This window comes from Palleronia sp. LCG004 (genome assembly GCF_032931615.1).
Taxonomy (GTDB): domain Bacteria; phylum Pseudomonadota; class Alphaproteobacteria; order Rhodobacterales; family Rhodobacteraceae; genus Palleronia.
In genome coordinates this window covers 1-21,461 of sequence record NZ_CP136763.1, presented here as the reverse complement: position 1 = coordinate 21,461, position 21,461 = coordinate 1, and the positions used below count along the sequence as shown (strand labels likewise).

General features: G+C 61.8%; 19 protein-coding genes. 15 read left to right on the top strand and 4 right to left on the bottom strand.

The genetic code is table 11. The features are described from left to right. Positions 1-10: 10 nt before the first annotated feature. Complete coding sequence (locus RVY76_RS18215; protein ID WP_317377969.1) at positions 11-904, bottom strand: ExeA family protein; 894 nt, start codon at positions 902-904, stop codon at positions 11-13. A 330-nt stretch (positions 905-1,234) separates the two neighbouring features. Here RVY76_RS18215 and RVY76_RS18210 point away from each other — a divergent pair, with 330 nt between their 5' ends. From RVY76_RS18210 to RVY76_RS18195, 4 genes are all read left to right on the top strand, one after another. Next, positions 1,235-1,942, top strand: coding sequence for a sugar transferase (locus RVY76_RS18210; RefSeq protein WP_317377967.1), 708 nt, complete (start codon positions 1,235-1,237; stop codon positions 1,940-1,942). Positions 1,943-2,032: 90 nt separating this feature from the next. Further along, entirely contained in the window at positions 2,033-4,519 is a 2,487-nt protein-coding gene (locus tag RVY76_RS18205) for a tetratricopeptide repeat protein (protein WP_317377966.1), read from the top strand. 140 nt (positions 4,520-4,659) lie between these two features. Next, a complete protein-coding gene (locus RVY76_RS18200) occupies positions 4,660-5,280 on the top strand; it encodes a polysaccharide biosynthesis/export family protein (protein WP_317377964.1) in 621 nt (206 codons plus the stop codon). Between the two features lie 10 nt (positions 5,281-5,290). Beyond that, positions 5,291-6,574 (top strand): hypothetical protein, encoded by a 1,284-nt coding sequence (locus tag RVY76_RS18195; protein WP_317377962.1) that lies wholly within the window; start codon positions 5,291-5,293, stop codon positions 6,572-6,574. 66 nt (positions 6,575-6,640) lie between these two features. Here the strand turns inward: RVY76_RS18195 and RVY76_RS18190 are convergent, their stop codons facing one another. Continuing rightward, entirely contained in the window at positions 6,641-7,255 is a 615-nt protein-coding gene (locus RVY76_RS18190) for a serine acetyltransferase (protein ID WP_317377960.1), read from the bottom strand. Between the two features lie 18 nt (positions 7,256-7,273). After that, on the bottom strand, positions 7,274-8,296 hold the full coding sequence (locus RVY76_RS18185) for a glycosyltransferase family 2 protein (RefSeq protein ID WP_317377958.1): 1,023 nt from the start codon (positions 8,294-8,296) through the stop codon (positions 7,274-7,276). Between the two features lie 183 nt (positions 8,297-8,479). On the opposite strand from RVY76_RS18185, the gene RVY76_RS18180 reads away from it, so the two are divergent. The 7 genes from RVY76_RS18180 to RVY76_RS18150 all read left to right on the top strand — a co-directional run bounded on the left by RVY76_RS18180 (position 8,480) and on the right by RVY76_RS18150 (position 14,794). Next, positions 8,480-9,331: a sulfotransferase domain-containing protein gene (locus RVY76_RS18180; RefSeq protein ID WP_317377956.1), complete on the top strand. Its 852-nt coding sequence runs from the start codon at positions 8,480-8,482 to the stop codon at positions 9,329-9,331. Positions 9,332-9,455: 124 nt separating this feature from the next. Beyond that, positions 9,456-10,568, top strand: a complete 1,113-nt coding sequence (locus tag RVY76_RS18175; RefSeq protein WP_317377954.1) for a Gfo/Idh/MocA family oxidoreductase — start codon at positions 9,456-9,458, stop codon at positions 10,566-10,568. A gap of 20 nt (positions 10,569-10,588) precedes the next feature. Beyond that, positions 10,589-11,476 carry a hypothetical protein gene (locus tag RVY76_RS18170; protein ID WP_317377952.1) on the top strand — a complete coding sequence of 296 codons (888 nt, stop codon included), beginning with the start codon at positions 10,589-10,591 and terminating at the stop codon, positions 11,474-11,476. Continuing rightward, on the top strand, positions 11,473-12,276 hold the full coding sequence (locus tag RVY76_RS18165; protein ID WP_317377950.1) for a WecB/TagA/CpsF family glycosyltransferase: 804 nt from the start codon (positions 11,473-11,475) through the stop codon (positions 12,274-12,276). Before RVY76_RS18170 ends, RVY76_RS18165 begins: the two co-directional genes overlap by 4 nt. A gap of 81 nt (positions 12,277-12,357) precedes the next feature. Continuing rightward, on the top strand, positions 12,358-13,383 hold the full coding sequence (locus RVY76_RS18160; protein ID WP_317377948.1) for a glycosyltransferase family 2 protein: 1,026 nt from the start codon (positions 12,358-12,360) through the stop codon (positions 13,381-13,383). Between the two features lie 79 nt (positions 13,384-13,462). Further along, positions 13,463-14,380, top strand: coding sequence for a polysaccharide pyruvyl transferase family protein (locus RVY76_RS18155; RefSeq protein WP_317377946.1), 918 nt, complete (start codon positions 13,463-13,465; stop codon positions 14,378-14,380). A gap of 177 nt (positions 14,381-14,557) precedes the next feature. Next, a complete protein-coding gene (locus RVY76_RS18150; protein WP_317377944.1) occupies positions 14,558-14,794 on the top strand; it encodes a hypothetical protein in 237 nt (78 codons plus the stop codon). A gap of 50 nt (positions 14,795-14,844) precedes the next feature. On the opposite strand, the gene xrtD is transcribed toward RVY76_RS18150, so the two are convergent. Further along, positions 14,845-16,455 carry a VPLPA-CTERM-specific exosortase XrtD gene (gene xrtD, locus RVY76_RS18145; RefSeq protein ID WP_317377942.1) on the bottom strand — a complete coding sequence of 537 codons (1,611 nt, stop codon included), beginning with the start codon at positions 16,453-16,455 and terminating at the stop codon, positions 14,845-14,847. 155 nt (positions 16,456-16,610) lie between these two features. Between xrtD and RVY76_RS18140 the strand changes: the two genes are divergently transcribed. From RVY76_RS18140 to RVY76_RS18125, 4 genes are all read left to right on the top strand, one after another. Further along, positions 16,611-17,948: a glycosyltransferase family 4 protein gene (locus RVY76_RS18140; RefSeq protein ID WP_317377940.1), complete on the top strand. Its 1,338-nt coding sequence runs from the start codon at positions 16,611-16,613 to the stop codon at positions 17,946-17,948. A gap of 63 nt (positions 17,949-18,011) precedes the next feature. Beyond that, positions 18,012-18,938 carry a glycosyltransferase family A protein gene (locus RVY76_RS18135; RefSeq protein WP_317377938.1) on the top strand — a complete coding sequence of 309 codons (927 nt, stop codon included), beginning with the start codon at positions 18,012-18,014 and terminating at the stop codon, positions 18,936-18,938. Positions 18,939-18,992: 54 nt separating this feature from the next. Then, positions 18,993-19,931: a glycosyltransferase family A protein gene (locus RVY76_RS18130; protein ID WP_317377936.1), complete on the top strand. Its 939-nt coding sequence runs from the start codon at positions 18,993-18,995 to the stop codon at positions 19,929-19,931. Between the two features lie 40 nt (positions 19,932-19,971). Further along, positions 19,972-21,333: an oligosaccharide flippase family protein gene (locus RVY76_RS18125; RefSeq protein ID WP_317377934.1), complete on the top strand. Its 1,362-nt coding sequence runs from the start codon at positions 19,972-19,974 to the stop codon at positions 21,331-21,333. The last annotated feature ends 128 nt before the right edge of the window (positions 21,334-21,461 follow it).

Genomic DNA, 21,461 nt, shown 5'->3' with positions numbered 1-21,461 from the left:
AATCCTGCTTTCAGTCGGAACCCGTATCGTCGAAGGACGGCACCAGCCGCAACGGCTCGGTATGGCCGCCGGCGAAGAACATGCCGTCATTGAGCACGTCCTGCACCGTCTCCTTCGTGACGCGCGTCGTATCATTCTCGAAGGCGTAAAGCATCGCGAAATCGCCCAGTTGGTTGATGAGCCGTGGCACGCCGCCCGTGGCTTGGCGGATCAATTCCACGCTATCAGGCGTGAAGATCTCGTGTTCGGCTCCTGCGATACGCAGTCTGTGCCGGATGTATTCCGCCACCGACCCGTCCTTCAGCGCCGGCAGGAAGAAACTCGCCGAAACCCTCTGGGCCAGCTGGACCATGTCGGGACGCATGATGGTCTCGCGCAGTTCGGGCTGGCCCACGAGAATGAGCTGAACGAGCTCGTTGTCGTCGGAATTGATGTTGGTGAGCATCCGCACCTGTTCGAGCGAGGCGCGATCGAGATTCTGTGCCTCGTCGAAGATCAGCACGACCCGTCGGCCCTCGGCGTATTGCGTGATGAGATAGGTCTCGAGCTGGCGGTGGAGCTGAACGTAGGTCGCATCGGCGGGTGCGTCCTGGTCCAGCGCCATGAGCACCCAGCGGAAGAGCTCGTCGCGCCCGCCGATCGGGTTCGAGATGAGCCCTACCCGGATCTCGCCGATGTCCTCGGCAGCGGTTCTGAGCAGATTGCGCAGCAGCGTCGTCTTTCCCGACCCGATCTCGCCTGTGACGAGGGTAATGGGCGCGCAGGTGATGATGCCGTATTCGAGCACCGCCGCCGCCCGCCTGTGGGCCGGCGACCAATAGAGGAAATCGGGGTTGGGAACCAATGTGAAAGGGCGTTCCCGAAGGCCGAAATGCTCGGTATAGATGTCCATCGTCAAGGCCAAGGGGGGACTCCTTCGGGAAGGCGGCGGGCGGGCTGTGAGCGGCGAGCCTACGGCATCCGGGACGTAATTACGAATCACTCTTGCCGCAATGCAGCGAAAGATGCCATCTCCCGCAGCATGAGCGGACCCGGCGGGCAGAGTATCTTCGATCGAGATGTGCACAATTCGACAAATTTTATGCGAATTGTTTCAGCATCCTCCTTCGTGCGACACGATGCTTGGAGAGTTGGGCGAGAGTCTGTAATGACTGTGCCATATTCGAGGCATAAGTTTCGACTTGAACCCATTTTCGTGTTCCGCGTTCCGAGTACCGTTGCCGTTGGAGATGTTATGTCGAAGCCAGATTATCTTATAGAGTTCAGCCCCGAGCATGCTGCGGCGGTGTCGGTCGGAAACGTCTCTCCGGTCGCGATCCGCAAGGAGCGTGGGGCCGGCGTCTATCTCAGGGCCGGCAAGCGCGGACTCGATCTGTTGCTGACGCTGCTTTTCGTACCGATCGTCCTTCCCACGATCCTGATCCTCGCCCTCCTGATCGCCCGCGACGGAGCCTCTCCCTTCTACATCCAGAAGCGCGTGGGCTTGAACGGTCGCATCTTCGGCATGTGGAAGCTGCGCACGATGGTGCCCGATGCCGAAGCCAGGCTCGATGCCTATCTGGCGAGCTCGGAGGAAGTACGCAGCGAATGGGAAATCAAGCAGAAGCTCCGGCACGATCCGCGCATCACCCGGTTCGGAAGGATCCTGCGCCGCACTTCGCTCGATGAGCTGCCGCAGTTCTTCAATGTGCTGCGTGGGGACATGAGCATCGTGGGGCCGCGCCCGATGATGGCGGGGCAGGAGCATCTCTATCCCGGGCTGAGCTATTACGCGCTGAGACCGGGCCTTACCGGGCCATGGCAGGTCTCCGACCGTAACGCCTCCTCCTTCGCGGATCGCGCGCGCTTCGACGACGCGTATTTCCGCGAGATCTCGGTTTCCAAGGATATTCGTCTTATGGCCTCCACCGTCGACGTCGTGCTGCGCGGGACGGGCTGCTAGCTTTTCTGTTAGTAGATTGGTAGATCATGACCTGATAAGCCCGCATGCAAATGCGGGTTTTTTCGTATCAGTCTGATTGGATCATCGTTTATGGCACCGTCTCGTCTTCTTCGTCTTTCTCTTCTGATCCTGGGGCTCGGGGTGCTCGTGGCCTGCGAGGATCCCGAGGATGCGGCGGAACGCTATTACCAATCCGCTCTAAGCCTGCTCGAGGCGGGCGATGTCGACCGTGCGATGGTCGAACTGCGCAACGTCTTCGACAATGACGGCCAGCATCAGGAAGCACGCGCCCTCTATGCCGATCTCCTCGTCCAGCAGGGCAACACTTCGGAGGCCTACAGCCAGTATCTTCGACTGGTCGAGCAATCGCCCGACAATGCCGAAGCGCGGCGCATGCTGGCGGGCATGGCGCTCGACCTCGGCAACTGGACCGAGTTCGAGCGTCATGCCGGAGCCGCGGTGGAGCTTGAGCCCGATCAGCCCTCGACCCAGGCACTGCAGATCGCGCTCGACTACCGCGAGGCGATGCTCGACCGGGACGAACCCGAGGCAGCTGCGGCTGCCGAGCGTGCCCGAGCCCTGCTCGAGGCCGATCCGGACCTCACCGTCGCGCGGCGTATCCTGATCGACTGGCTCGTGCAGGGGCCCGATGCTGCCCGCGCGCTGCCCGAGATCGACCTTGCGCTCGAGGAGCAGCCCACTTCGCGGTCGCTGCAGATGACCCGCCTGTCGGTGCTGGGCCGTCTCGACGACGACGCGGCGACCGAAGAGCAGCTGCGCCATATGTACGAACTCTTCCCTGACGACGAGCAGATCTCGGGCTATCTCATCAGCTGGTATATCTCGACCGGCAATCTCGATGCGGCCGAGGAGTTCCTGCGCGCCGAGGCCGGTCCCGACGACGCGGCCCCCGAGGGGCATCTGACAGTGGTCGAGCTTTTGGGCGAACGGGACGGGCCGGAGGCTTCCCTGGCCGAACTCGACCGCCTGACCGAGGCCAATGCCGAGACCGAACTCGGACGGCTCTACGCCTCCGAGGCTGCGGCGCTGCGCTTCCGTCTCGGCCAGCGCGAGGAGGGGCTCGCGCAGATCGAGCAGGTCGTCGAAACCGCCACAAGTACCGAGCGTCGGCTCGAGGCCAAGATGGCCCTGTCGCAGATGCGTGCAGCCATGGACGAAACCGATGCGGCCTTCGCGCTCGTTGACGAGATCCTTGCGGAGGACCCCAGCCATGTCGACGCGCTCAAGGTACGTGGCGCGCGCGAGATCCGCGAAGGATCCTTCGGCGATGCCATCTCCAATCTGCGCACGGCCCTGGGCCAGGCACCGACCGATGCGGAGATCATGATCCTGCTGGCAGAGGCGCAGCAGAAATCCGGCAACATCGAATTGTCACAGCAGCAACTGGCCCAGGCCGTCGAGGTGTCGAACGCGGCCCCCGGCCCCTCGCTCATCTATGCGCAGTTCCTCGAGGGGCAGGGCAACCTCTCCTCCGCCGAGACGGTCCTGACCAACGCGCAATCCGCCAGCCCTGGCAATCTCGACGTCGCCGCGGCACTCGGGCGAGTACTCTTGCAGCGCGATCGCCTGGCCGAGGCAGGCGCGCTTGCCCAGCGGCTGCAGCAGCTCGACGTCCAGCGGGCGCGCCAGATGGCACAGGCGTTGCAGGCGCAGATTCTGTTCCGCCAGAACCGCGTCGACGAGAGCCTTTCCTTCCTCCAATCGCAGGTCGACGAGGGCGGATCGACGGGCGAGGAGCTTGCCGCGACGCTGCAGCTTTTGCGACTGCAGGTCCAATCGAACCGGCTCGACGAAGCGCGGTCCACCATCGCTCGCCTTGGCGAGCGCTATCCCGAAAGCCAGGCCGTGCAGATCCTGCAGGCCGACCTTCTCTCGCTCGAGGGGCGCACCGACGAGGCGATCGCGTCCTATCGCGATGTCCTCGCGGAAAATCCCGACAGCCTCCCGGTGGTAGAGCGTCTCTACCGTCTCCTGCGTCAGCAGAACCTCGTGGAAGAAGCTGACGCGCTCGTTCGCGACAGCCTTGAGATCATGCCCGAAGCCCGTTCCCTGCAACTCGTGGAGGCCGGACGGCTCGAACGGGAAGGGGACATCGAAGGCGCGATCGCAATCTACGAACAGCTCTACGAGGCTGATTCCGACGATCTCATCGTGGCCAACAACCTCGCAAGCCTGCTGTCGGTCCACCGCGAGGATCAGGCTTCGCTCGACCGGGCGCACCAGATATCCCTGCGGCTGACCGGCGCGCGCGAGCCCGCCTTCCAGGACACGCTCGGCTGGATCCAGGTGCAACGCGGAGATATCGACGCGGCCATCGGGAACCTGCAGGCCGCCGCGCGCGGCCTGCCGCAGGAGCCGAGCGTTGCGCTCCATCTGGGGCTCGCCTATGCGGCCGCGGGTCGCGATGCGGATGCCGAGGCCGAGATCGAGCGGGGCCTCGCGCTCGAGCAGGAGGCTCCGGCCATCCTGGTCGAACGCGCCCGCGCGGCGCTCGAAGGAGCGGGTCCTGACCAGGCCACGGGCCAAGGCACGGAAGGGTCGGGCGATACGCAATAATCCGCCGCAACCTAGGACGGGGAGTTGCCGATAAGGCACGGCATTCCCTACACACGTCGCAACATCCGCGCGACGCCATGATTTCCCGGCGAAACTCTGCCAGTCTCGCCGGTGAAGTCGACTCTCATCGGAGATTGTCAATGAAACTGCTTTGGGCGACCGCTTTCGCCATCCTGTCATTCGTGGCGCTCGCGCCCGGCGAGGCCGGGGCACAGGATTACCGCCTGCGGCCCGGTGATGTCGTACGCGTCGAGGTGATCGAGGATCCGTCGCTGAACCGTGACGTCCTGATCTCGCCCGACGGGCAGATCTCCTTTCCTCTCGCAGGCAACATCCGCGCGGGCGGACGCACGATCGAACAGATCCAGTCGACCCTGACAGCCGCGCTCGAGGACGATTTCGCCGTCACGCCCAGTGTCTTCGTCGGCCTTTCATCGCTCGCCCAAGAAGAGCCTCGGGTCCCCCAGGAACCGGTCGAACCCGAAACGTACAATGTCTACATGCTGGGCGAGATCGCCAATTCCGGCCTCATCCAGGTCGAGCCCGGCACGACGATCCTGCAGGCCTTCGCGCTTGCCGGAGGCTTCAGCGATTTCGCCGCCACCAAGCGGATCCAGCTGCGTCGCACCGATGCGCAGGGCGTGCCGCAGATCTACCGCCTGAACTACAAGGCTATCGAAAACGGGACGAGCCCCAACGGACAGCTCATGGTCGCGCCGGGCGATACCTTCATCGTGCCGACCCGCCGCCTCTTCGAATAGGCGCGCCCGGATGATCCTCGCTCGCCCGACGCTCGGCAGTCTCGCCGTGCTCCTCGCGCCCGCCTTCGTGACGGGACCGGTCATGGCCCAGGAGGGCGGGCGTCTCGTCTCGTTCGATCTCTCGCAGCGCTTCGAGGCCAACAGCAATGTCGATCTCGATCCCGGGGTCGAGGATGAATCGGCACTCCTGTCGACGACGCGTCTCGGCTTCGGAATCACGAGTGCCACGCCGATCTCGACGCTCGGATTGCAACTCGGGGGGCTCTACCGCGAGGATTTCCGGGATACCGAGTCCAGCGGTTTCGAGGGGCCCGATGCCTCGCTCAGCTACGACCGGCGCGGAGCCAATTCCGGCTTCTCCTTCGGGGCGGGCTATTCGAGCCAGGACGTGGATTATCTCGACGCGTTCGACCTCACGGATTTCGTCGACGAGACCGGCGAGCTTCCTCCGGATTTCAACGATTTCGAGGATGCATTCGAACGTACCGGCACGCGCGAGAGCCTGCGCGTCAACACCACGCTCTCCTACGGCACTGACGGACCCTATGGCGTGAGCGTCTCCCTGTCGGGGCGGGACGTGAGCTATTCCGATCTGAGCGAGGGATCGACACTCGAGGATGCGCGCGACTTCAATGCGAGCGTCACGGGGCGGATCGACCTCAATCCCGTGATCAGCACTTCCACCACCTTGCGATACCGCTATGCGGAGGAAGGCGACGACGTCGAGGAGACGACGGGGCTCGGTTTCGGTGTCGATTACCGTCAGGCTATCGTGACCTACAGCACCTCCTTCGACGTCAACCGCGTGGATGAAGGGACCCGGATCGGCCTTTCGGGCGGCATCGCGCGGGATTTTGCGGGCGAGGGGCGGCTCAGCCTCAATCTCGGCCTGGTGCAGACCGCGAACGACGATCTGACCTGGAACGGCTCGGCCGCATATTCCCAGCCGCTCGATCCGGTCTCGAACGTGAACGTGACCTTCCGCCGGGCCGTCAGCAGTGATCCGGAGGAGGGCGAGACGGCCAACACTGTCCTTTCGGCCGGCTATACCCGTTCGCTGTCGCGGCTGACCTCGCTGGGGATCAACGCGCAATTCGCCCGGACCGAGGATCTCGATATCGATGCGACGGATACGACCGGCCGCGTCTCGGCAACTCTCTCGCGCCAGCTTACCCGTGACTGGAGCCTGACCGGAGGGCTGAGCCATACCTTCCGCGAAGAGGACGATCTGGGCAGCGCAAGCTCGGAAAGCGTCTTCGTCCAGATCGGCCGCAGCTTCGTTTCGCCCTTCTGAAGGAGCTGAATGGTCGAGGCTGGATCTAGGCCAAATGCGCGTCATCGCATCTGATCGAAAGGTGCCTCAGCCCCCGGCGTCGACACGTGGCGGGGTTATCAGGGCCGGATTGCCTATCGCCGATCCCCCGTTCGGCACGTCGTTGAAGATGACGGAATTGGCTCCGATCCGGGCACCTTCTCCGATCACCACTGCTCCGACGATACAGGCTCCCGCACCGATATCGACGCCGGCCCGGACGATCGGCAGATCTGCCGTTCGGTCGCGCCGCCGGATCCCCATCGTGGTGTTTTGCCGGATATGGACGTCGTCGCCGATCGCCCGCGCGCTCAGCACGATGCCGCTATGGTGCCAGATGCGGACGCGGCGGCCGAGCTTGACGGTGTACCACAGCGAGATGCCACCCAGGATCTCCACCGCCTTGAAGAGGATCATGTAGAGAACCGTGCAGGGTGCGCGGATGATCTTTGGTTGTCCCATGCGCCAATTGCCAAAGCGGTTGCTGAATACGGCCCAGAATCCCTGCTCGAAGATCCGGCTTTCGTGGGTGCGAAAATCCTCGGCAACGAGTGCCCAGAACCCGATCCCCTCGGGATTTTCGTTGCGTCTCCCGCGCTCGGAAACGGGCGGGATTGCCATCTCACGCTCGGCACGCAGGAAATCTTCGGAGACGAGGGACATTAGGGGCCCTTTAGAGGTTCAGGAAGGACGATATCCGCCGCCCGGGATCCGGGCACGATCCGACACGGGCGGTGGCGAGAGGCGCGCGAAGGCTACGCGAGCGGCAAAATCGCGCAGATAGCCTTCGGGACGCGGCGAGCCCTTGCCGCGCAGGCGACGCTGCAGATCGCCAAGCCATACCGCGCCGATCCGGCCGAGTGCCGTGGCGCGTGCATAGCCCGCCCCGTGGTTCTTGGCGAAATACCGCGCCCAGGCCTGGAACCAGTAGGCGGGCATCCGCCCCTTGCGGACGGTGCGATCCTGCACGCCTGTGGCGGCCCCCGCGATATGGACGACACGCGCATCCGGTGCATGCCAGCTCTGCCAGCCGGCTCGCGCCCCCTGCAGCATGTAGTCGACTTCCTCGTAATAAAGGAAATAGCCGTCATCCATGTCGCCTAGGTCTTTGAACGTTTCGTGCCGGATCAGCACGGCGGTGCCGGTCACCCAGTCCGCGCGCACGGGTACGTCGCTGTCGGGAATGGTCGACCGGGCGCGACGCGCAAGGATGTCGAGGCCGAGCTGCCCGTAGATTTCCCCCGCCATCGAAGGAAAGTTGAATGCACCGATCCACGAGCTTCCGTCCGGGTTTTCCACCCGCGGGCCCACGAAACCCGCTTCGGGCGTCTCGCGCATCACGCGCAGCATTTCGCGAATGGATCCGGGGCGTACCTCGGCGTCGGGATTGAGCAGCAGGATCGCCTCCGGTTGCCATTCCATTCCGCGGATCGCGGCGAAGGCCACGTTGTTGCCGGCCGCGAAGCCGCCGTTGATCGGCGAGGGCAGAAAGGTGATCTCGGGGCCCGTGCCATCCATCGCCGCGATCCCACGGGCGAGGGCTTCCCCGTCGTTATCGGGGGAGGCGTTGTCGACCACGAAGGTCCGGGCGCGCGGGAAATGCGACAATTCCTCCTGCAAGGCGGGAAGCGCCTGCAGGACGAGCTCCGACGTCCCGTAGCTCACGATCGCGACGACGATGCCGCCGCCTGCAGAATAGGTCATCAGATCGACCTCCGAATGATGCGCGGACATTCCCGCAACGTGGTCCGTTTGCCAAGCTCGCGGGGAGATTTTCCGCTCTCCGTGATCGACTTGAGGCGATTTTTCCGCGATCCGTGCTTCCATTTTGCAAGGCGGAAGCGATAGAAGCCGGGGGCGGGGGGCACAAGAGAGAAGATCGCGAAAATGCCGTCCAGTCCTGTTGCCAACACGTTCCTCATCGGTGCCCAGAAGGCCGGGACCACCTATCTCGCCGCCATGCTCGACCGGCATGCTTCGGTCTGCGTCTCGCACCCGAAAGAGCCGCATTTTCTGAGCGGGGATCATGTCGATGACATGGATGCCTATGCACGCTGCTTTTGCGACCCTGATGCCCCGATCCGTGTCGACGCATCGACGACCTACAGCTTTCTCAGGCCCGCCCGCGATCTCGATCGGGAAGGCGCGCCAGGCCTTCTCGCGCCCGTGCCGCGACGCATCGCCGAGATCGCGCCCGAGGCGAAGCTCATCTATATCCTGCGCGACCCGGTCGCTCGCGCGAAATCGGCCTATCGGCACAACCGCCGCCGGATTGGCGCACCCGAGGGGCCTGTCTCGCTTGCAGGCGCGCTGCGCGAGGATCCAATGCTGGTTCTTGCGGGGCGCTATGCCGACCAGATCGACCGCTATCTCGAGGTTTTCGCGCCTGATCAATTTCTGTTTCTCGACTTCGCGGAGTTGACGCGCGATCCCGCAACCGCGCTCGACAAGACCTGTACCTTTCTGGGCCTTTCCTCCGAAGGGATGTCGACCGAGATCGATGAAGGGGATCGCAACCTCGCCCACGAGCTCAACCCGGCGGGGCGCCGGTTCCACAAGATGGCCGGTCTCAGAAGTGCGCTGCGCCGGATTGTCCCGTCGGATCTTCGCCGGTCCCTCAAGGCGCGGTTCCTTGTTCAGCCTGCCCCAGAGGTCACGTTTACCGACGTCGAGGAGGCTGAGAGCTTCTTCGTCGACGATCGCGCGCGGTTGCCGGGCTTGACGGGGCTATCGATATGATCGACTTCGTCGTGATCGGCCCCAGGAACCGTTGCCGCACCGCAGAAAGCGTGTGAAGAGATCCGCAACGAAATCGAGATAGATCCGGAGCCGGTCCGTCTCCCTTCCAAAAACGAGTAGCCGCATGAGCCGAAAGACCAAGATCGCCGTTGTGGGACTGGGCAAGATGGGCCTGTCGCACTTTTCCATCGTCAACGCCCATCCCGATGTCGACTGTGTCGCCTGCGACGCGACCGGGTTTCTCATCGACGTGCTGGGCAAGAACTTGCCCAACACTCTCTACAAGAGCTACGACAAGATGCTGGCCGAGGAGACGCTCGATGCCGTCGTGATCGCCACGCCCTCGCGTCATCACGCGAGCATGGTACGTGCGGCGCTCGAGCGCGGGATCCACGTCTTTTGTGAAAAGCCCTTCTGCCTCGACTGGCGCGAGGGCGACGCGCTGGCAAGTTTGGCCGAGGAAAAGGGACTGATCGGGCAGGTGGGCTATCACTACCGCTATGTCGGCGCGTTCAAGGAAATGCAGAAGGTCCTCGCCTCGGGCGCTCTCGGCGATATTCATCACATTCTGGCCGAAGCCTACGGACCCGTCGTGCTGCGTCCCAAGCGGCAGACCTGGCGCACCCAGAAGGCCGAGGGCGGTGGCTGTCTCTACGATTATGCGGCCCATCCGCTCAATCTCCTGAACTGGGTCTTCGGTACGCCCGAGCGGGTGAGCGGCAGTCATCTCAACTCGATCTTTTCGGCCGGCACCGATGACGAAGTCCTCTCGACGCTGAAATTCCCGGGCGGACAGCTGGCGCAGCTCTCGGTCAACTGGTCGGACGAATCGCATCGCAAGATGTCGACCAAGATCAGCCTGATCGGCACCAACGGGCGGATGAATGTAGACCGTCAGGAATGCCAGATCTATCTGCGCAAGGCGTCGGATGCGCTGCCGGATTACGGCGCGGGCTGGAGCGTGCGCTATACCACCGATCTGACCGAGGATCCGTGGTTCTATCTCAGGGGCGAGGAATATTCCGCCCAGATCGCGGATTTCGTGGAGGCCGTCGCCGCCGGCGAGACACGCGCGCGCGAGAACGATTTCCGCTCGGCCGCGATGACCGACCAGACCATCGCCATGATCGTCGACGATGCGGGCAATCCCGGTACCGCGTCCGTCACGCCGGCCCCTGCCGTCGTCGCGGGCAAGACCGAAGGCGGGCGCGGCTGGCGCAGCCTCTTCGGCCGCTAAGGATCAGGAAGGATCACGTCATGGACAGACTTCTCTTCGGCGACAACCAGTTCTTCGGCATCAACCACATGTCCGAGGAGAAGGCGCGCGCCCAGGCCATGCGCTTTCAGAGTACCGATGCCATCATGGCCGTGCTCGACGCGGCCTACGATGCGGGGATCCGCACCTTCATGTGCACGACCCACGACCGCATCTCCGAGATCTGCGAGATCGTGCGCAACAACCCCGACCGCTATCCGGATTTCGTCTTCTATCCCTGCATGCCCTACGCGCACAAATACGCCAATGCGGTGACGGATCTGGGCATGCTGGGCGCGATCACCAACTTCATGCCCGAGGACGGCTTTCTCAGGACGGCGCTCTCGGGCGGCAAGGCGCTTGCCGGGCGCGACATCGAGGGCATCGCCAAGGTGCTGATCGACGCCGAGATGAAGATGTTCCGCGGGCTCAACACGCCGGTCGTCTTCATGCAGAACGTCTTCACCGACCTGCTGCTCGGCATGGGCTATACCCGCGCGCTCAAGGTCTTCCACGACCACGTGAAGGAGAAGTACGGAGCCGAGCCCGCCTTCATCACGATGAACATGCCGATGCTTTTCGAGGCGTTGACGAAGGAGGGGATCGAGAACCCGATCATCTGCTCCAACATCAACAAGATCGGCTTTCGCATGTCGGGCGGACACGAGCGCTATCTCGAGACGCTCAGAACCGGCAAGCTGCGCGCCATCGCCATGTCGGTCTACGCGTCGGGCGCGATCCCGCCCGAAGAGGCGATCGAATGGATTTCCGAACTGCCGAACGTGCAGTCGATCGTCTTCGGTGCGTCGAGCCGTGGCAATATCGTGAACACCCGCGATCTCGTCGAGAAATACATGGGTGCCGTGGGCACATCGCAGGCCGCGCAATGAGCGACACGGCACATTCGACCGAGGCTCCGACCTTCCCCGAGCGGCGGAAGGTGAAGATCCTCAACGCCTATGTCCACGACGTGACGATGGACGAGGTGGTCGAAACACTCGACGAGGGATTGTTGCTGACGCTGCATGTCGACATGATCATGAAGCTTCAGAAGGACCGTGAATTCCACGACATCCTCGATCAGTTCGACGTGATCACCTGCGACAGCCAGATCCTCTATTTTGCGACGAAGTTCCTTGGGACACCGGTGCCCGAGCGGGTGTCGGGTTCGGATTACTTCCCGCGCTTCTACCAACGCCACCGCGACAATCCCGATGTCACGGTGTTCCTGCTGGGCGGAAAGCCGGGGATTCCGGAAGTCGCGGCGAAGAACATCAATGCCAAGGTCGGCCGTGAATTCGTGGTAGGCACCTATGCCCCGCCCTTCAACTTCGACGACGACCCGGCCGAGATCGAACGGATGATCGAGGCCGTGAACGCCTCAGGGGCGACCGTGCTTCTTGTGGGTCTGGGCGGTGGACGGCAGGAAAAGTTCATCATCCGCCATCGTGACCGGTTCGAAAACGTGAAGCTTTATCTGCCTTTAGGCGGCACGATCGATTACGAGGCAGGCACGTTCCGGCGTCCGCCGGGATGGGTGACCGAATGGGGCTTCGAATGGCTCTATCGCCTTGTGAAGGAGCCGCGCCAGCGCTGGCACCGCTACGTCGTGCACGAACCCCCGGTCGTACCGCTTCTCGTGAAGCAGAAGCTCGGCCTCTATCGGAACCCCTTCGCCGGAGATCGATGAACTTTTTCCGGACATAGACAGTTTTTCCGTTGTTGTGGGGAGAATCCCCAATCGTTGCGTTTTTCGAGAAGAGCGGAGACGATGGATCGACAGAATGTGAACAACGCTGCCGGGCGGCGATCCGCTTGGCCAAGTTCCGTCGTAGAAGAGGGAGCTTCCGCTGGCCTGACGAACCTGCGGCACGTTCCGCGCGTCTCGGTTCTCTTGCCAGTCTATAACGCGCAGGCGTACTTGGCAGAGGCCATCGAGAGTATTCTCAGACAGAGCTTCGCCGATTTTGAATTCCTGATCATTGATGACGGCTCGACGGATGGAAGCGTCGAGATCGTTTCGTTGTATGCTGCACGCGATCCCCGGATCCGCTTCGTCGCGCGCGAAAATCGCGGCCTTGTCGCGACGCTGAATGAACTCGCAGAGATGGCGCAGGGCGAATATCTTGCGCGCATGGATGCCGACGATATCAGTTTGTCAGACAGGTTCCTGCATCAAGTCGCGCGCTTGGATGCCGAGCCAGGGTTGAGTGCTCTCGGCACTTGGTGGCTGAATATCGACGAGATGGGGAATCCGATCTATGTGGCGACGCCGCCGCTCGATCATCCGACGGTAGATGCGCTGAACCTTAGCGGGGTCGCGGCTCTCAGCCATCCTTCCGTGATGATGCGCACGGATCGTTTCCGTGAAGTCGGCTGCTATATTGAGACTTACAAAAGCGCGGAAGATGTGGATCTCTGGCTGCGACTGGCAGAACATGGGCGGCTCGCCAATCTCGACGAAGTTCTATTACGCTACCGCATGCTCGAGACAAGTATCAGCGGGACGAGGCGGGATCAACAGAACGACAGCAAGAGGCGTGCCTGCGCCGATGCCCGGATCCGGCGAGGTCTTCCGCAGCAGGACATCGTGACTGACGATTGGCGGCCTGGTAACGACACGCAGTCAAGGACAAAATTTGCGATTTCTTGGGGCTGGCGCGCTTGGAAAGCGGGAAACCAAGCTACGGCACGAAGGTATTTTATCAAAGCTCTCAAAATTTCTCCCCTGTCACGTGATGCTTGGAAGGCATTGATTTTTGGGGCTTTGCGAAAAAGAAGCTATAAAGAAAATTAGAGATGAGGCCCCATTTGCTTTCTTTGTTTCAAGTCCATTCTTCTAGTATGACAGGTCTCAAAAGAGAGAGAAATGTGATATGATGGGTGCATTTGGACATGATTATTCATCTCTTGTCGAAACTCTAGCTCCACTGCGAGGTAAGAACCCAGTTCATATATTTAACCCAGGTAATGCTGGTGATGCGCTTATAGCGGCTAATACCTATAGTTTTTTCGAAGCCATAGGGCTAAAAGTAGAGCATGGATATTATAGACGTAATTATCACGGCCGCCATATAATCTTTGGCGGCGGCGGTAATCTGGTGCCACATTATGTCGAGGCAAAAAGTTTTATTGGGCGGCATAGAGAATCTTTAAAATCGTTTGTTCTTTTGCCTCATTCTGTCAGGGGGCATGAAGATTTCCTCAAGACGCTTGATGACCGCTTCACCTTTTTTGTACGAGAGCAAAAGAGCTACGACCATATCCTTGCTACTGCGCCGAACCTCCGCTTAAGAAAATGCCATGATATGGCATTCTTCGCCGATCCGCGAAGTCTACGGCAATCACCTGTTGCGGGACTCTTGCGCGACCTGCGGGCTCCGCGCAGGCTCAGGTTCGATCTGCACCAGTTCCGCGCATGGAAGCAGGCGCTCGACGACCGGATCGGACAGCTCGGGACCTATCCGCCCCACGGCGCGATCCTCAACGCGTTCCGGCATGATGTCGAAAGTACCGGCGGCCCGGTGCCTGAGGGAAACATCGATATTTCGGAGCTCTTCATGCATATGCGTGATCACGGGCCCTTCATGTCGCGACAGATCGTCGATGCCATGGTGGATCTCGTCTCGCGCTATGAGACGATCCGGACGGATCGCCTGCACGTGACCGTGCTTGCGGCGCTGATGGGCAAGGATGTCGAGATGCGCGACAACTCCTATGGCAAGCTCGGCGCGATCCATGCGACCTCGATAAGGGATTTCGGTTTCGACAACGTCCGTTTCGCGGATCCCTGATTGTCCAAGGAAGACCCACCTCGTAGATCAGAAGCCTGATCTTTCTTCCGGCTCGGGGCCGAGTACACGGTCGTTGATCTTTCCTGGCACCTCTCTACCGCCGATCTTGTCGGGTCCGCGTGTCGGCGATGCGAACGACATTATGTACATGTGGAACGTGTCGTGCAATTTCGATCGATGACGAAGTTGGAGGAGATCACGGTCGAAGCCTTCGTCATCCTGTCGGAGGATGATAAGCGTCATCCGCTCGAACTGCCGATACTCGAGGAGAGAGTGGCAAAGATCGCGTCCGACGCATCTGTCTATGTCGTATCCGAAACCGACCGGACGAACGGCCATGGTGCGACCTGCAACTCATCCTATTATGCCGAGCCGCTCGAAGAATTTCTTGGGCAACTTCCGAACGCCCCGTAACAAGAGGCGCTACGAAAGATCGGGGGCCAGTCGGCCCCCGATCTTGCAATTCAGGTGTCGTTGTCCTGATCGGGCAGATAGCGCGGCACGAGAGGCAGGAGCGCTTCGGTCGCGTCGTTCAGGCGTCGTTCGGCATCCTGGGGCGTCTCGTTCTCGAGGATCGGTGTCGTCAGACGCACGAGGCCGGTATCGGTGCGGCCCGTGAAAGTCCGGTCCCAAAGCGTGTAGAGCGCGGCCGAGAAATCGTCGGTCAGCATCCGGCCCTGCTGCTCGAACCAGTAATAGACCATCATCCGGCTCTCGCCCTGCTGGATGATCGCGCGGTTGAGCTCGACGGGACGTGCCGCACCGATCTCGTTCGAGATGTCGGTCTGTTCCAGCCAGGCGATCTCCCAGCCTGCGCCGGGCAGGCATACTTCGGGCGAATGGCTGCCGCCGTCGTCCTGATTGGCGTACCAGGTCATGAAGAGGCCGACCTGAGCCGCGGCACCCGCGTTCGAGAGGTTGATAGAGTGGTAGTCGTCGGCCGCGAGGATCGTGGCAACGCTATCCTCAAGCCGTTGGGCGGGGCCGACCTGCTGCCAGTCGCCGACACGCTGCGGGAAGGTCGCGAAGCTTTCGCGCTCGGGGATGACGGCCTGCCGCTCGGGCGTCGCGACGGCGACGAACGCGCCCACCAGGAACACGATAGCGGCGGTGATGAGGGCGGGGGAGGGGCGCACCAGCGCAATGCGCTTGGCCTGCGTGCCGAGCCCGTCGTAATCGAGGTCGAGCGCCTCGGTGAGCGACATCTTGACGGGTTGCAGGAACAACATCAGCCGCGCCAGGCAGAAGAGCAGGATGACGCAGGAAACGAAGATCACCCAGCCTTCGAAGAAATGGCTGAACCCCTCGACCCAGTCGAGCCCGTAACGGTCGACGATGACGCCGGAGATCGCGATCCGGACCGAGTTCATCAAGACCGTGATCGGCGCGGCCGAAATCAGCAGCACGGCTTTGTGCCACATCGGCCCGCGATAGAGTACCGCGAAGATGTAGGAGAAGCTCAGAATCGGAAAGAGGTATCGTAGCCCCGAACAGGCCTCGGCCACGTGGAGCTTGTAGACGCCCAGATCGATGATGTTGCCTTCGAGGAAGACGGGCACCGACAGCAGCTTCAGGAACCACACCCCGAGTTCGGACGAGATCATCTGCAGCGAAGTCGAGAGCCCGTAATAGAGCACGCCCGGCAGCGGCAGCATGTAGACGAGATGCAGGACCGATGGCCAGAAGAGCCATCCGGTCCGTGCCCCGAAGCTGATGAGCAGGAGCCCCCCCACCCAGACGATCGTCGCATAGGCCACGATGTCGGGAATGTTGGCGAGCCGCCCGAGGCCGCCCATGAACAGCGCCAGGAAGATCACCGCCACGCCGGGCCAGCGATCTGTCTTGGGCCCGGGGTCGACGGGGACCTCCTTGAGGTGGCGCAGGAACAGGAAGCCCGACAGGATCGGAATCAGGGGGCCGTGACTGTATTCAGGCAATTGCCAGGCGCGTCCGAGCTCCTGCAGGCCGGGCAGGAAGAAGATCGTGGCTGCCGCCGTGGCAAGCGCGAGCCAGATCAGGCCAGGATGCAGAAGATTGTATTTCTGCGTCCCGCGGGACAGCTCTGCGAATGACATGGGCTAAAACCTTCGTTCTTCGTTGATACGCGTTACGATACATCGTTACCGGGCTGTACTCGGAACCGAAATTTTCCCGACCCGTTCCCCGCCCAGGCTTCTGCCGGGCGTCGCGGACCGTTCCCGGGCGGTCCGCAGTCTATCGCGTAAGGGTTTTGCATCTTCGGATCGAACCGGGCAATCCTTTTGATCGCAAGCCGTGTCACAATCTCGCCAGATCGATCGAATTGTTCGCAATTTACGTGTTCTTTGCGAAATTCCGATGGAATTGTTGCCAGTACGCATGGCCTGCAGTAGCGCATGGCACGAATCCGGCCGGCCTCGGGCGGATTCACGATCCGCCCGACACCTTCGCATCGGGGCGGCTCGCTGCTTTACGAATGGAAGGCGATTTGTCCATGTTCTCCCGATCCCGAACGGTTGCGCCGGCGCAAGAGGCCGTCCCGTCGGTCCGACGCCCCGAGCGGAAGCTCTGGACGGTCGCGGCATTCTTCTTCGACTCTACCGGATCGTCATGGCTCGACGATCTGATCGAGGACAATGAGATCGTCTTCCGCAAGGTAATGCCGCTGCGCAAGAGCCGCAGCTGGCATCGCAAGAGAAGCAGGCTGGACAGCCTGAAGGTCTGGGCGGGGCATCTCGGTCAGGCGGCGCGTGCGCTCTCGTACCGGCCCGAAGGCGTGGTGACCGTGTTTCCTCAAATCGCCATGTGCGCGGGTCTTCTGAAGCGGCTTGGGCCCGTCAGGCCGTACATCGTCGCCTACACTTTCAATCTCGGTTCCCTTTCTTCAGGACGCCGCCAGCAGGTCGCGCGCTTCATCGCCCCGGCCATCGATCTCTTCGTCGTGCATTCGCCCACCGAGGTCGCTCCATACGCCGCTTATTTTGGCTTGCCCGAAAGCCGGTTCCGCTTTGTGCCGCTTCAGCGCGGCGCGCCGGGCATCGTGCGCGAGGAAGAGGCGGACGCACCCTTCATCTTGGCGATGGGTTCGGCCCATCGCGATTACGAGACGCTGATCGCTGCAGTAGACCGGCTGGGGATTCCCACGATCATCGTGACCCGTGCAGATGCGGCCGCGGCGCTGCCTCGAAGCCCGCACGTCACGCTGAAATCGGATCTGAGCCAGGAAGAATGCCTTGCGCTTCTGGCGCGCGCACGGATTTCGGTCACGCCGGTCGGCAATCTCGAGACCGCTTCGGGACAGATCACCTTCGTCAACGCCATGCGCCTCGGCGTGCCGGTTGTCGCCACGCGCTGCCCCGGAACCGAAGGTTACGTAGAGGATGGCGAGACGGGCTTGCTGGTGCCTCCTTTCGATTCCGACGCAATGGCGGACGCGATCGCGGCTCTCTGGAACGATCGCGATCGGCGCGACGGCCTGTCGAAGCAGGCGCGCGAGACGGCGGACCGTCGGTTTTCCGACGCGGCCGCGGCGGAGATGTTGCACGAGCTCGTCAATCAGGTTCGCGGAAGGGGCCGTGCGAATGCCTGAACGCCGTGACGATCGGTCTCGTGATACGAGACGCCCTTAAATTCCCATTCCATGGATGCCAGCATGACCGAGATGCAAAATCGGGATTATCTTCTGATCTCGCCCTGCCGCGACGAGGCGGAATACATGCGCCGCACGCTCGACAGCGTGGTGGCTCAGACCGTGACGCCTGCCCTCTGGATCGTGGTCGATGACGGATCGACCGACGCCACGCCGGAGATCCTCGCAGAATATGCCGCCAGACATGACTGGATCCGCGTGGTCCAGAAGCCCGATCGCGGCGGGCGTGCCGTAGGCCCCGGCGTGATCGAGGCCTTCTATCACGGGCTCGACACTGTCGACCTCGCGGACTTTCCCTATCTCTGCAAGCTCGATCTCGATCTTGATCTGCCGTCCGATTACTTCGAGACGCTGATCGCGCGGATGGAGCAAACCCCGCGGCTCGGCAGTGCCTCGGGGCGGTCGTGCTATCGCACCGCGGCTGGCGAGCTCGTCTCCGAAGGCCACGGTACCGAGATGTCCGAGGGTATGACCAAGTTCTACCGACGTGAATGCTTCCGTCAGATCGGCGGCTTCGTGCGAGAGGTTATGTGGGACGGGATCGACTGCCACACCGCGCGCAGGATGGGATGGATCGTGCGCAGCTACGACGATCTGAAATTCGAACATCTGCGCCCCATGGGGTCGAGCCAGAAGGGCATCTATACGGGACGTCGCCGCCACGGGGCGGGGCAGTACTACATGGGATCCGACCCCCTCTACTTCACGGCGACGGCAATCCGGAAGATGGCCCGGAAGCCCTATGTCATGGGCGGTCTCGCGACTTTGCAGGGCTATTTCGGAGCCTGGATGCGCGGCGCGCCACGCCATGAAGATGCCGAATTGCGACGTTTCATCCGCAGCTACCAGCGCAATGCGCTCCTTCGGGGCAAGTCCCGCACGATCGCCCGCATCGAGGCGGAACGCGAAGCCGGGTGGCGTGATGCCTGAGTGCGCGTATCGTTCCGTTCCGGCCGGATTCCGCACGATCGCGCTGGTCCTCTGATGTCGCGGGTCGGCGTCATCGTCCCGGTTCGCAACGGGGCCGGAACCCTTTCGGAAGCGCTCGCATCCGCGTTGGCACATGACAGTGTCGCGGAGGTCATTGTCGTGGACGACGGTTCGACAGACGGTTCGGACGAGATCGCGCGCAGGATGGGAGACGACCGTATCAGGATCGTTCCGGGGCCGTGCAGTGGAATATCCGATGCCTTCAATGCCGGTCTCGATGCAGCGCATGCGCCCTATATCGTCAGATGCGATGCCGATGACCGGATCGCCTCCGAAGGCCTTTCCGACAGATGCGACTGGCTCGACACGCATCGCGACTACGTCGCGGTCTCGGGGGGCTTCGCAGCGATGACGGCGCGGGGGCGGCACCTCGTGGACCTAGCCGACGAAGGGGAACCCCGGGAGGCGACGGACGCACTTCGCGAGGGCCATACGCTTACCCATTTCGGAACATGGCTGACGCGCCGAGAGACTCTCGTTGCGGTCGGAGGCGCGCGATCCTGGTTCGTTACGGCCGAAGATATCGACCTGCAGCTTCGATTGGCGGGGCAGGGGCGGGTCTGGCACGATCCGCGCGTGACCTATTTCTATCGCTTGCACGGAGGATCGATCACCCATACGCAAGCGACGCCCGAACGCGCGTTTTACGAGACGACGGCAAGACGTCTGGCATCCCAGCGCAGAATGGGCGAGACGGACGATCTCGAGGCAGGCCACCCTCCGGCATTCGATCCCCGGCTTGCGAAGGCGGAGGGGGCGATGTCCGCGACCGGTCATGTGGCAAGCCTTCTGGGCGGGCGGGCCTGGCGATCGCTGAGGGAGGGCCGTAAGGACCTGGCGCTGCGGTACATGCTCCGCTCCGTCCGGATCGATCCGCTCTCTGTGCCCAGATGGCAGGGTCTGATGAAAATGCTGCTCGCGCGCAGAAAGTGAAAGCCGACATGTTTCCCATCCTTCAGGAACGCAGGACCCGATGACATCCATCAGAACCCTGGCCACTAGCTTTACCGATCAGTTCCGAGGCGATCGGCTCCGCTCACGCTCCATGCGGGGAACGGTCATCCTGACGGGGGCTTTCGGGGTGGCGAAGATCCTGCAGCTCGGATCGAACCTGATCCTTACGCGTATCCTTTTCCCCGAGGCGTTCGGCCTTATGGTGCTCGTCACCGTCTTCATCGGTGCGCTGCAACTTATCAGCGACGTGGGTGTCCAGCCCTCGGTCGTCCGGTCGCATCGCGGGGAGGATCCGGATTTCCTGGCGACGGCCTGGACTCTCATGGTCTTCAGGGGGGCCTGGATCACGGGTCTCGCGTGGTGTCTCGCTTGGCCCTATGCGCTTCTTTACGACCAGCCTCTGCTCTTCCCGCTGATCTGCGTCGCATCGCTTTCTTCTTTCGTTTCCGGATTCAAGTCGGTCGAGATCATGGTACGGTCGCGTAACATTGCCCTTGGACGGGTCGTGACGCTCGATCTTTTGTCGCAGGCTATTTCGATCGCATGCACCGTCCTTCTGGCATGGTGGATACAATCCGTCTGGGGCCTTGCGATCGGCACCGTCTGTGGCGCACTTGCGAATACCCTGCTTAGCCATGTTCTCCTGCCATCACCCAACAACCGTTTCCGGTGGGATCGCAGCACGATCTCGGAGATTCTCGTCTTCGGCAGGTGGATCCTGTTGGGTACCTTTTTCACTTACATGAGCGGGAAGGGTCTCAAGGCGATCAACGGCTATCTCGTTGATCTTGATGTTCTTTCCTTCTTGCACATTGCTAGTCTTTTCGGGTGGATGCTGGGCGACCTTACAAACAAGATCCTCGGCAGCGTCGGCTACCCGGTTCTCTCCCGTACGTATCGGGAGTCTCCCGACCGGCTGAGAGAGGTCCTTTCGAAACTCCGGCTGATCCAGACTTCCGTGACGACGCCTGCCTTCATCCTTATGTCTCTCGCGGCCCAGCCGCTCATCAACCTTCTTTATGACGCGAGGTATTACCCCGCGGGAGCCTTTCTCTCGCTCATGGCGCTGAATGGCGCGATTGGCGTGCTCCCGATGCTTTATCAGAATGCCATGCTTTCGACCGGCAATAGTCGCGTGCATGCCTATGTTATGGCAGTATCGAGTGCTTTGAAGATCTCGGCGACATTCGTCGGGTTCTACCTCGGCGGCCCGATCGGAATGATTGCCGCCTTGGGCGTCGCAGAAACGACAACCTTTCTCTTGTCTCGTTATCTTTGGAACCGGAGCAAACCACTTGCCCTAGATTTGGATGTTATCAATCTCGCCGTCATCGCGGTTGTCTATGCCTATACACTGAGTGTCGTGAACTGGAGCTTCTGATTCACAATCGTGAGGCTCGTGTTTGCCTTCCAGTGCCGCACAAAGTTCTCTTTATGTGCTTTACGACCCCGAGAACGGAACTGCTGAAGCGGGAGTTTTCCACTAAGCTTTTCCTTTTGAATAGGATC

Excerpts from the sequence above, each read along its gene's own strand:
- RVY76_RS18210 (WP_317377967.1), top strand. The coding sequence starts at position 1,235 with ATGTCGAAGCCAGATTATCTTATAGAGTTCAGCCCCGAGCATGCTGCG.
- RVY76_RS18205 (WP_317377966.1), top strand. The coding sequence starts at position 2,033 with ATGGCACCGTCTCGTCTTCTTCGTCTTTCTCTTCTGATCCTGGGGCTC.
- RVY76_RS18200 (WP_317377964.1), top strand. The coding sequence starts at position 4,660 with ATGAAACTGCTTTGGGCGACCGCTTTCGCCATCCTGTCATTCGTGGCG.
- RVY76_RS18195 (WP_317377962.1), top strand. The coding sequence starts at position 5,291 with ATGATCCTCGCTCGCCCGACGCTCGGCAGTCTCGCCGTGCTCCTCGCG.
- RVY76_RS18190 (WP_317377960.1), bottom strand. The coding sequence starts at position 7,255 with ATGTCCCTCGTCTCCGAAGATTTCCTGCGTGCCGAGCGTGAGATGGCA.
- RVY76_RS18185 (WP_317377958.1), bottom strand. The coding sequence starts at position 8,296 with ATGACCTATTCTGCAGGCGGCGGCATCGTCGTCGCGATCGTGAGCTAC.
- RVY76_RS18180 (WP_317377956.1), top strand. The coding sequence starts at position 8,480 with ATGCCGTCCAGTCCTGTTGCCAACACGTTCCTCATCGGTGCCCAGAAG.
- RVY76_RS18175 (WP_317377954.1), top strand. The coding sequence starts at position 9,456 with ATGAGCCGAAAGACCAAGATCGCCGTTGTGGGACTGGGCAAGATGGGC.
- RVY76_RS18170 (WP_317377952.1), top strand. The coding sequence starts at position 10,589 with ATGGACAGACTTCTCTTCGGCGACAACCAGTTCTTCGGCATCAACCAC.
- RVY76_RS18165 (WP_317377950.1), top strand. The coding sequence starts at position 11,473 with ATGAGCGACACGGCACATTCGACCGAGGCTCCGACCTTCCCCGAGCGG.
- RVY76_RS18160 (WP_317377948.1), top strand. The coding sequence starts at position 12,358 with ATGGATCGACAGAATGTGAACAACGCTGCCGGGCGGCGATCCGCTTGG.
- RVY76_RS18155 (WP_317377946.1), top strand. The coding sequence starts at position 13,463 with ATGATGGGTGCATTTGGACATGATTATTCATCTCTTGTCGAAACTCTA.
- RVY76_RS18150 (WP_317377944.1), top strand. The coding sequence starts at position 14,558 with ATGACGAAGTTGGAGGAGATCACGGTCGAAGCCTTCGTCATCCTGTCG.
- xrtD (WP_317377942.1), bottom strand. The coding sequence starts at position 16,455 with ATGTCATTCGCAGAGCTGTCCCGCGGGACGCAGAAATACAATCTTCTG.
- RVY76_RS18135 (WP_317377938.1), top strand. The coding sequence starts at position 18,012 with ATGACCGAGATGCAAAATCGGGATTATCTTCTGATCTCGCCCTGCCGC.
- RVY76_RS18130 (WP_317377936.1), top strand. The coding sequence starts at position 18,993 with ATGTCGCGGGTCGGCGTCATCGTCCCGGTTCGCAACGGGGCCGGAACC.
- RVY76_RS18125 (WP_317377934.1), top strand. The coding sequence starts at position 19,972 with ATGACATCCATCAGAACCCTGGCCACTAGCTTTACCGATCAGTTCCGA.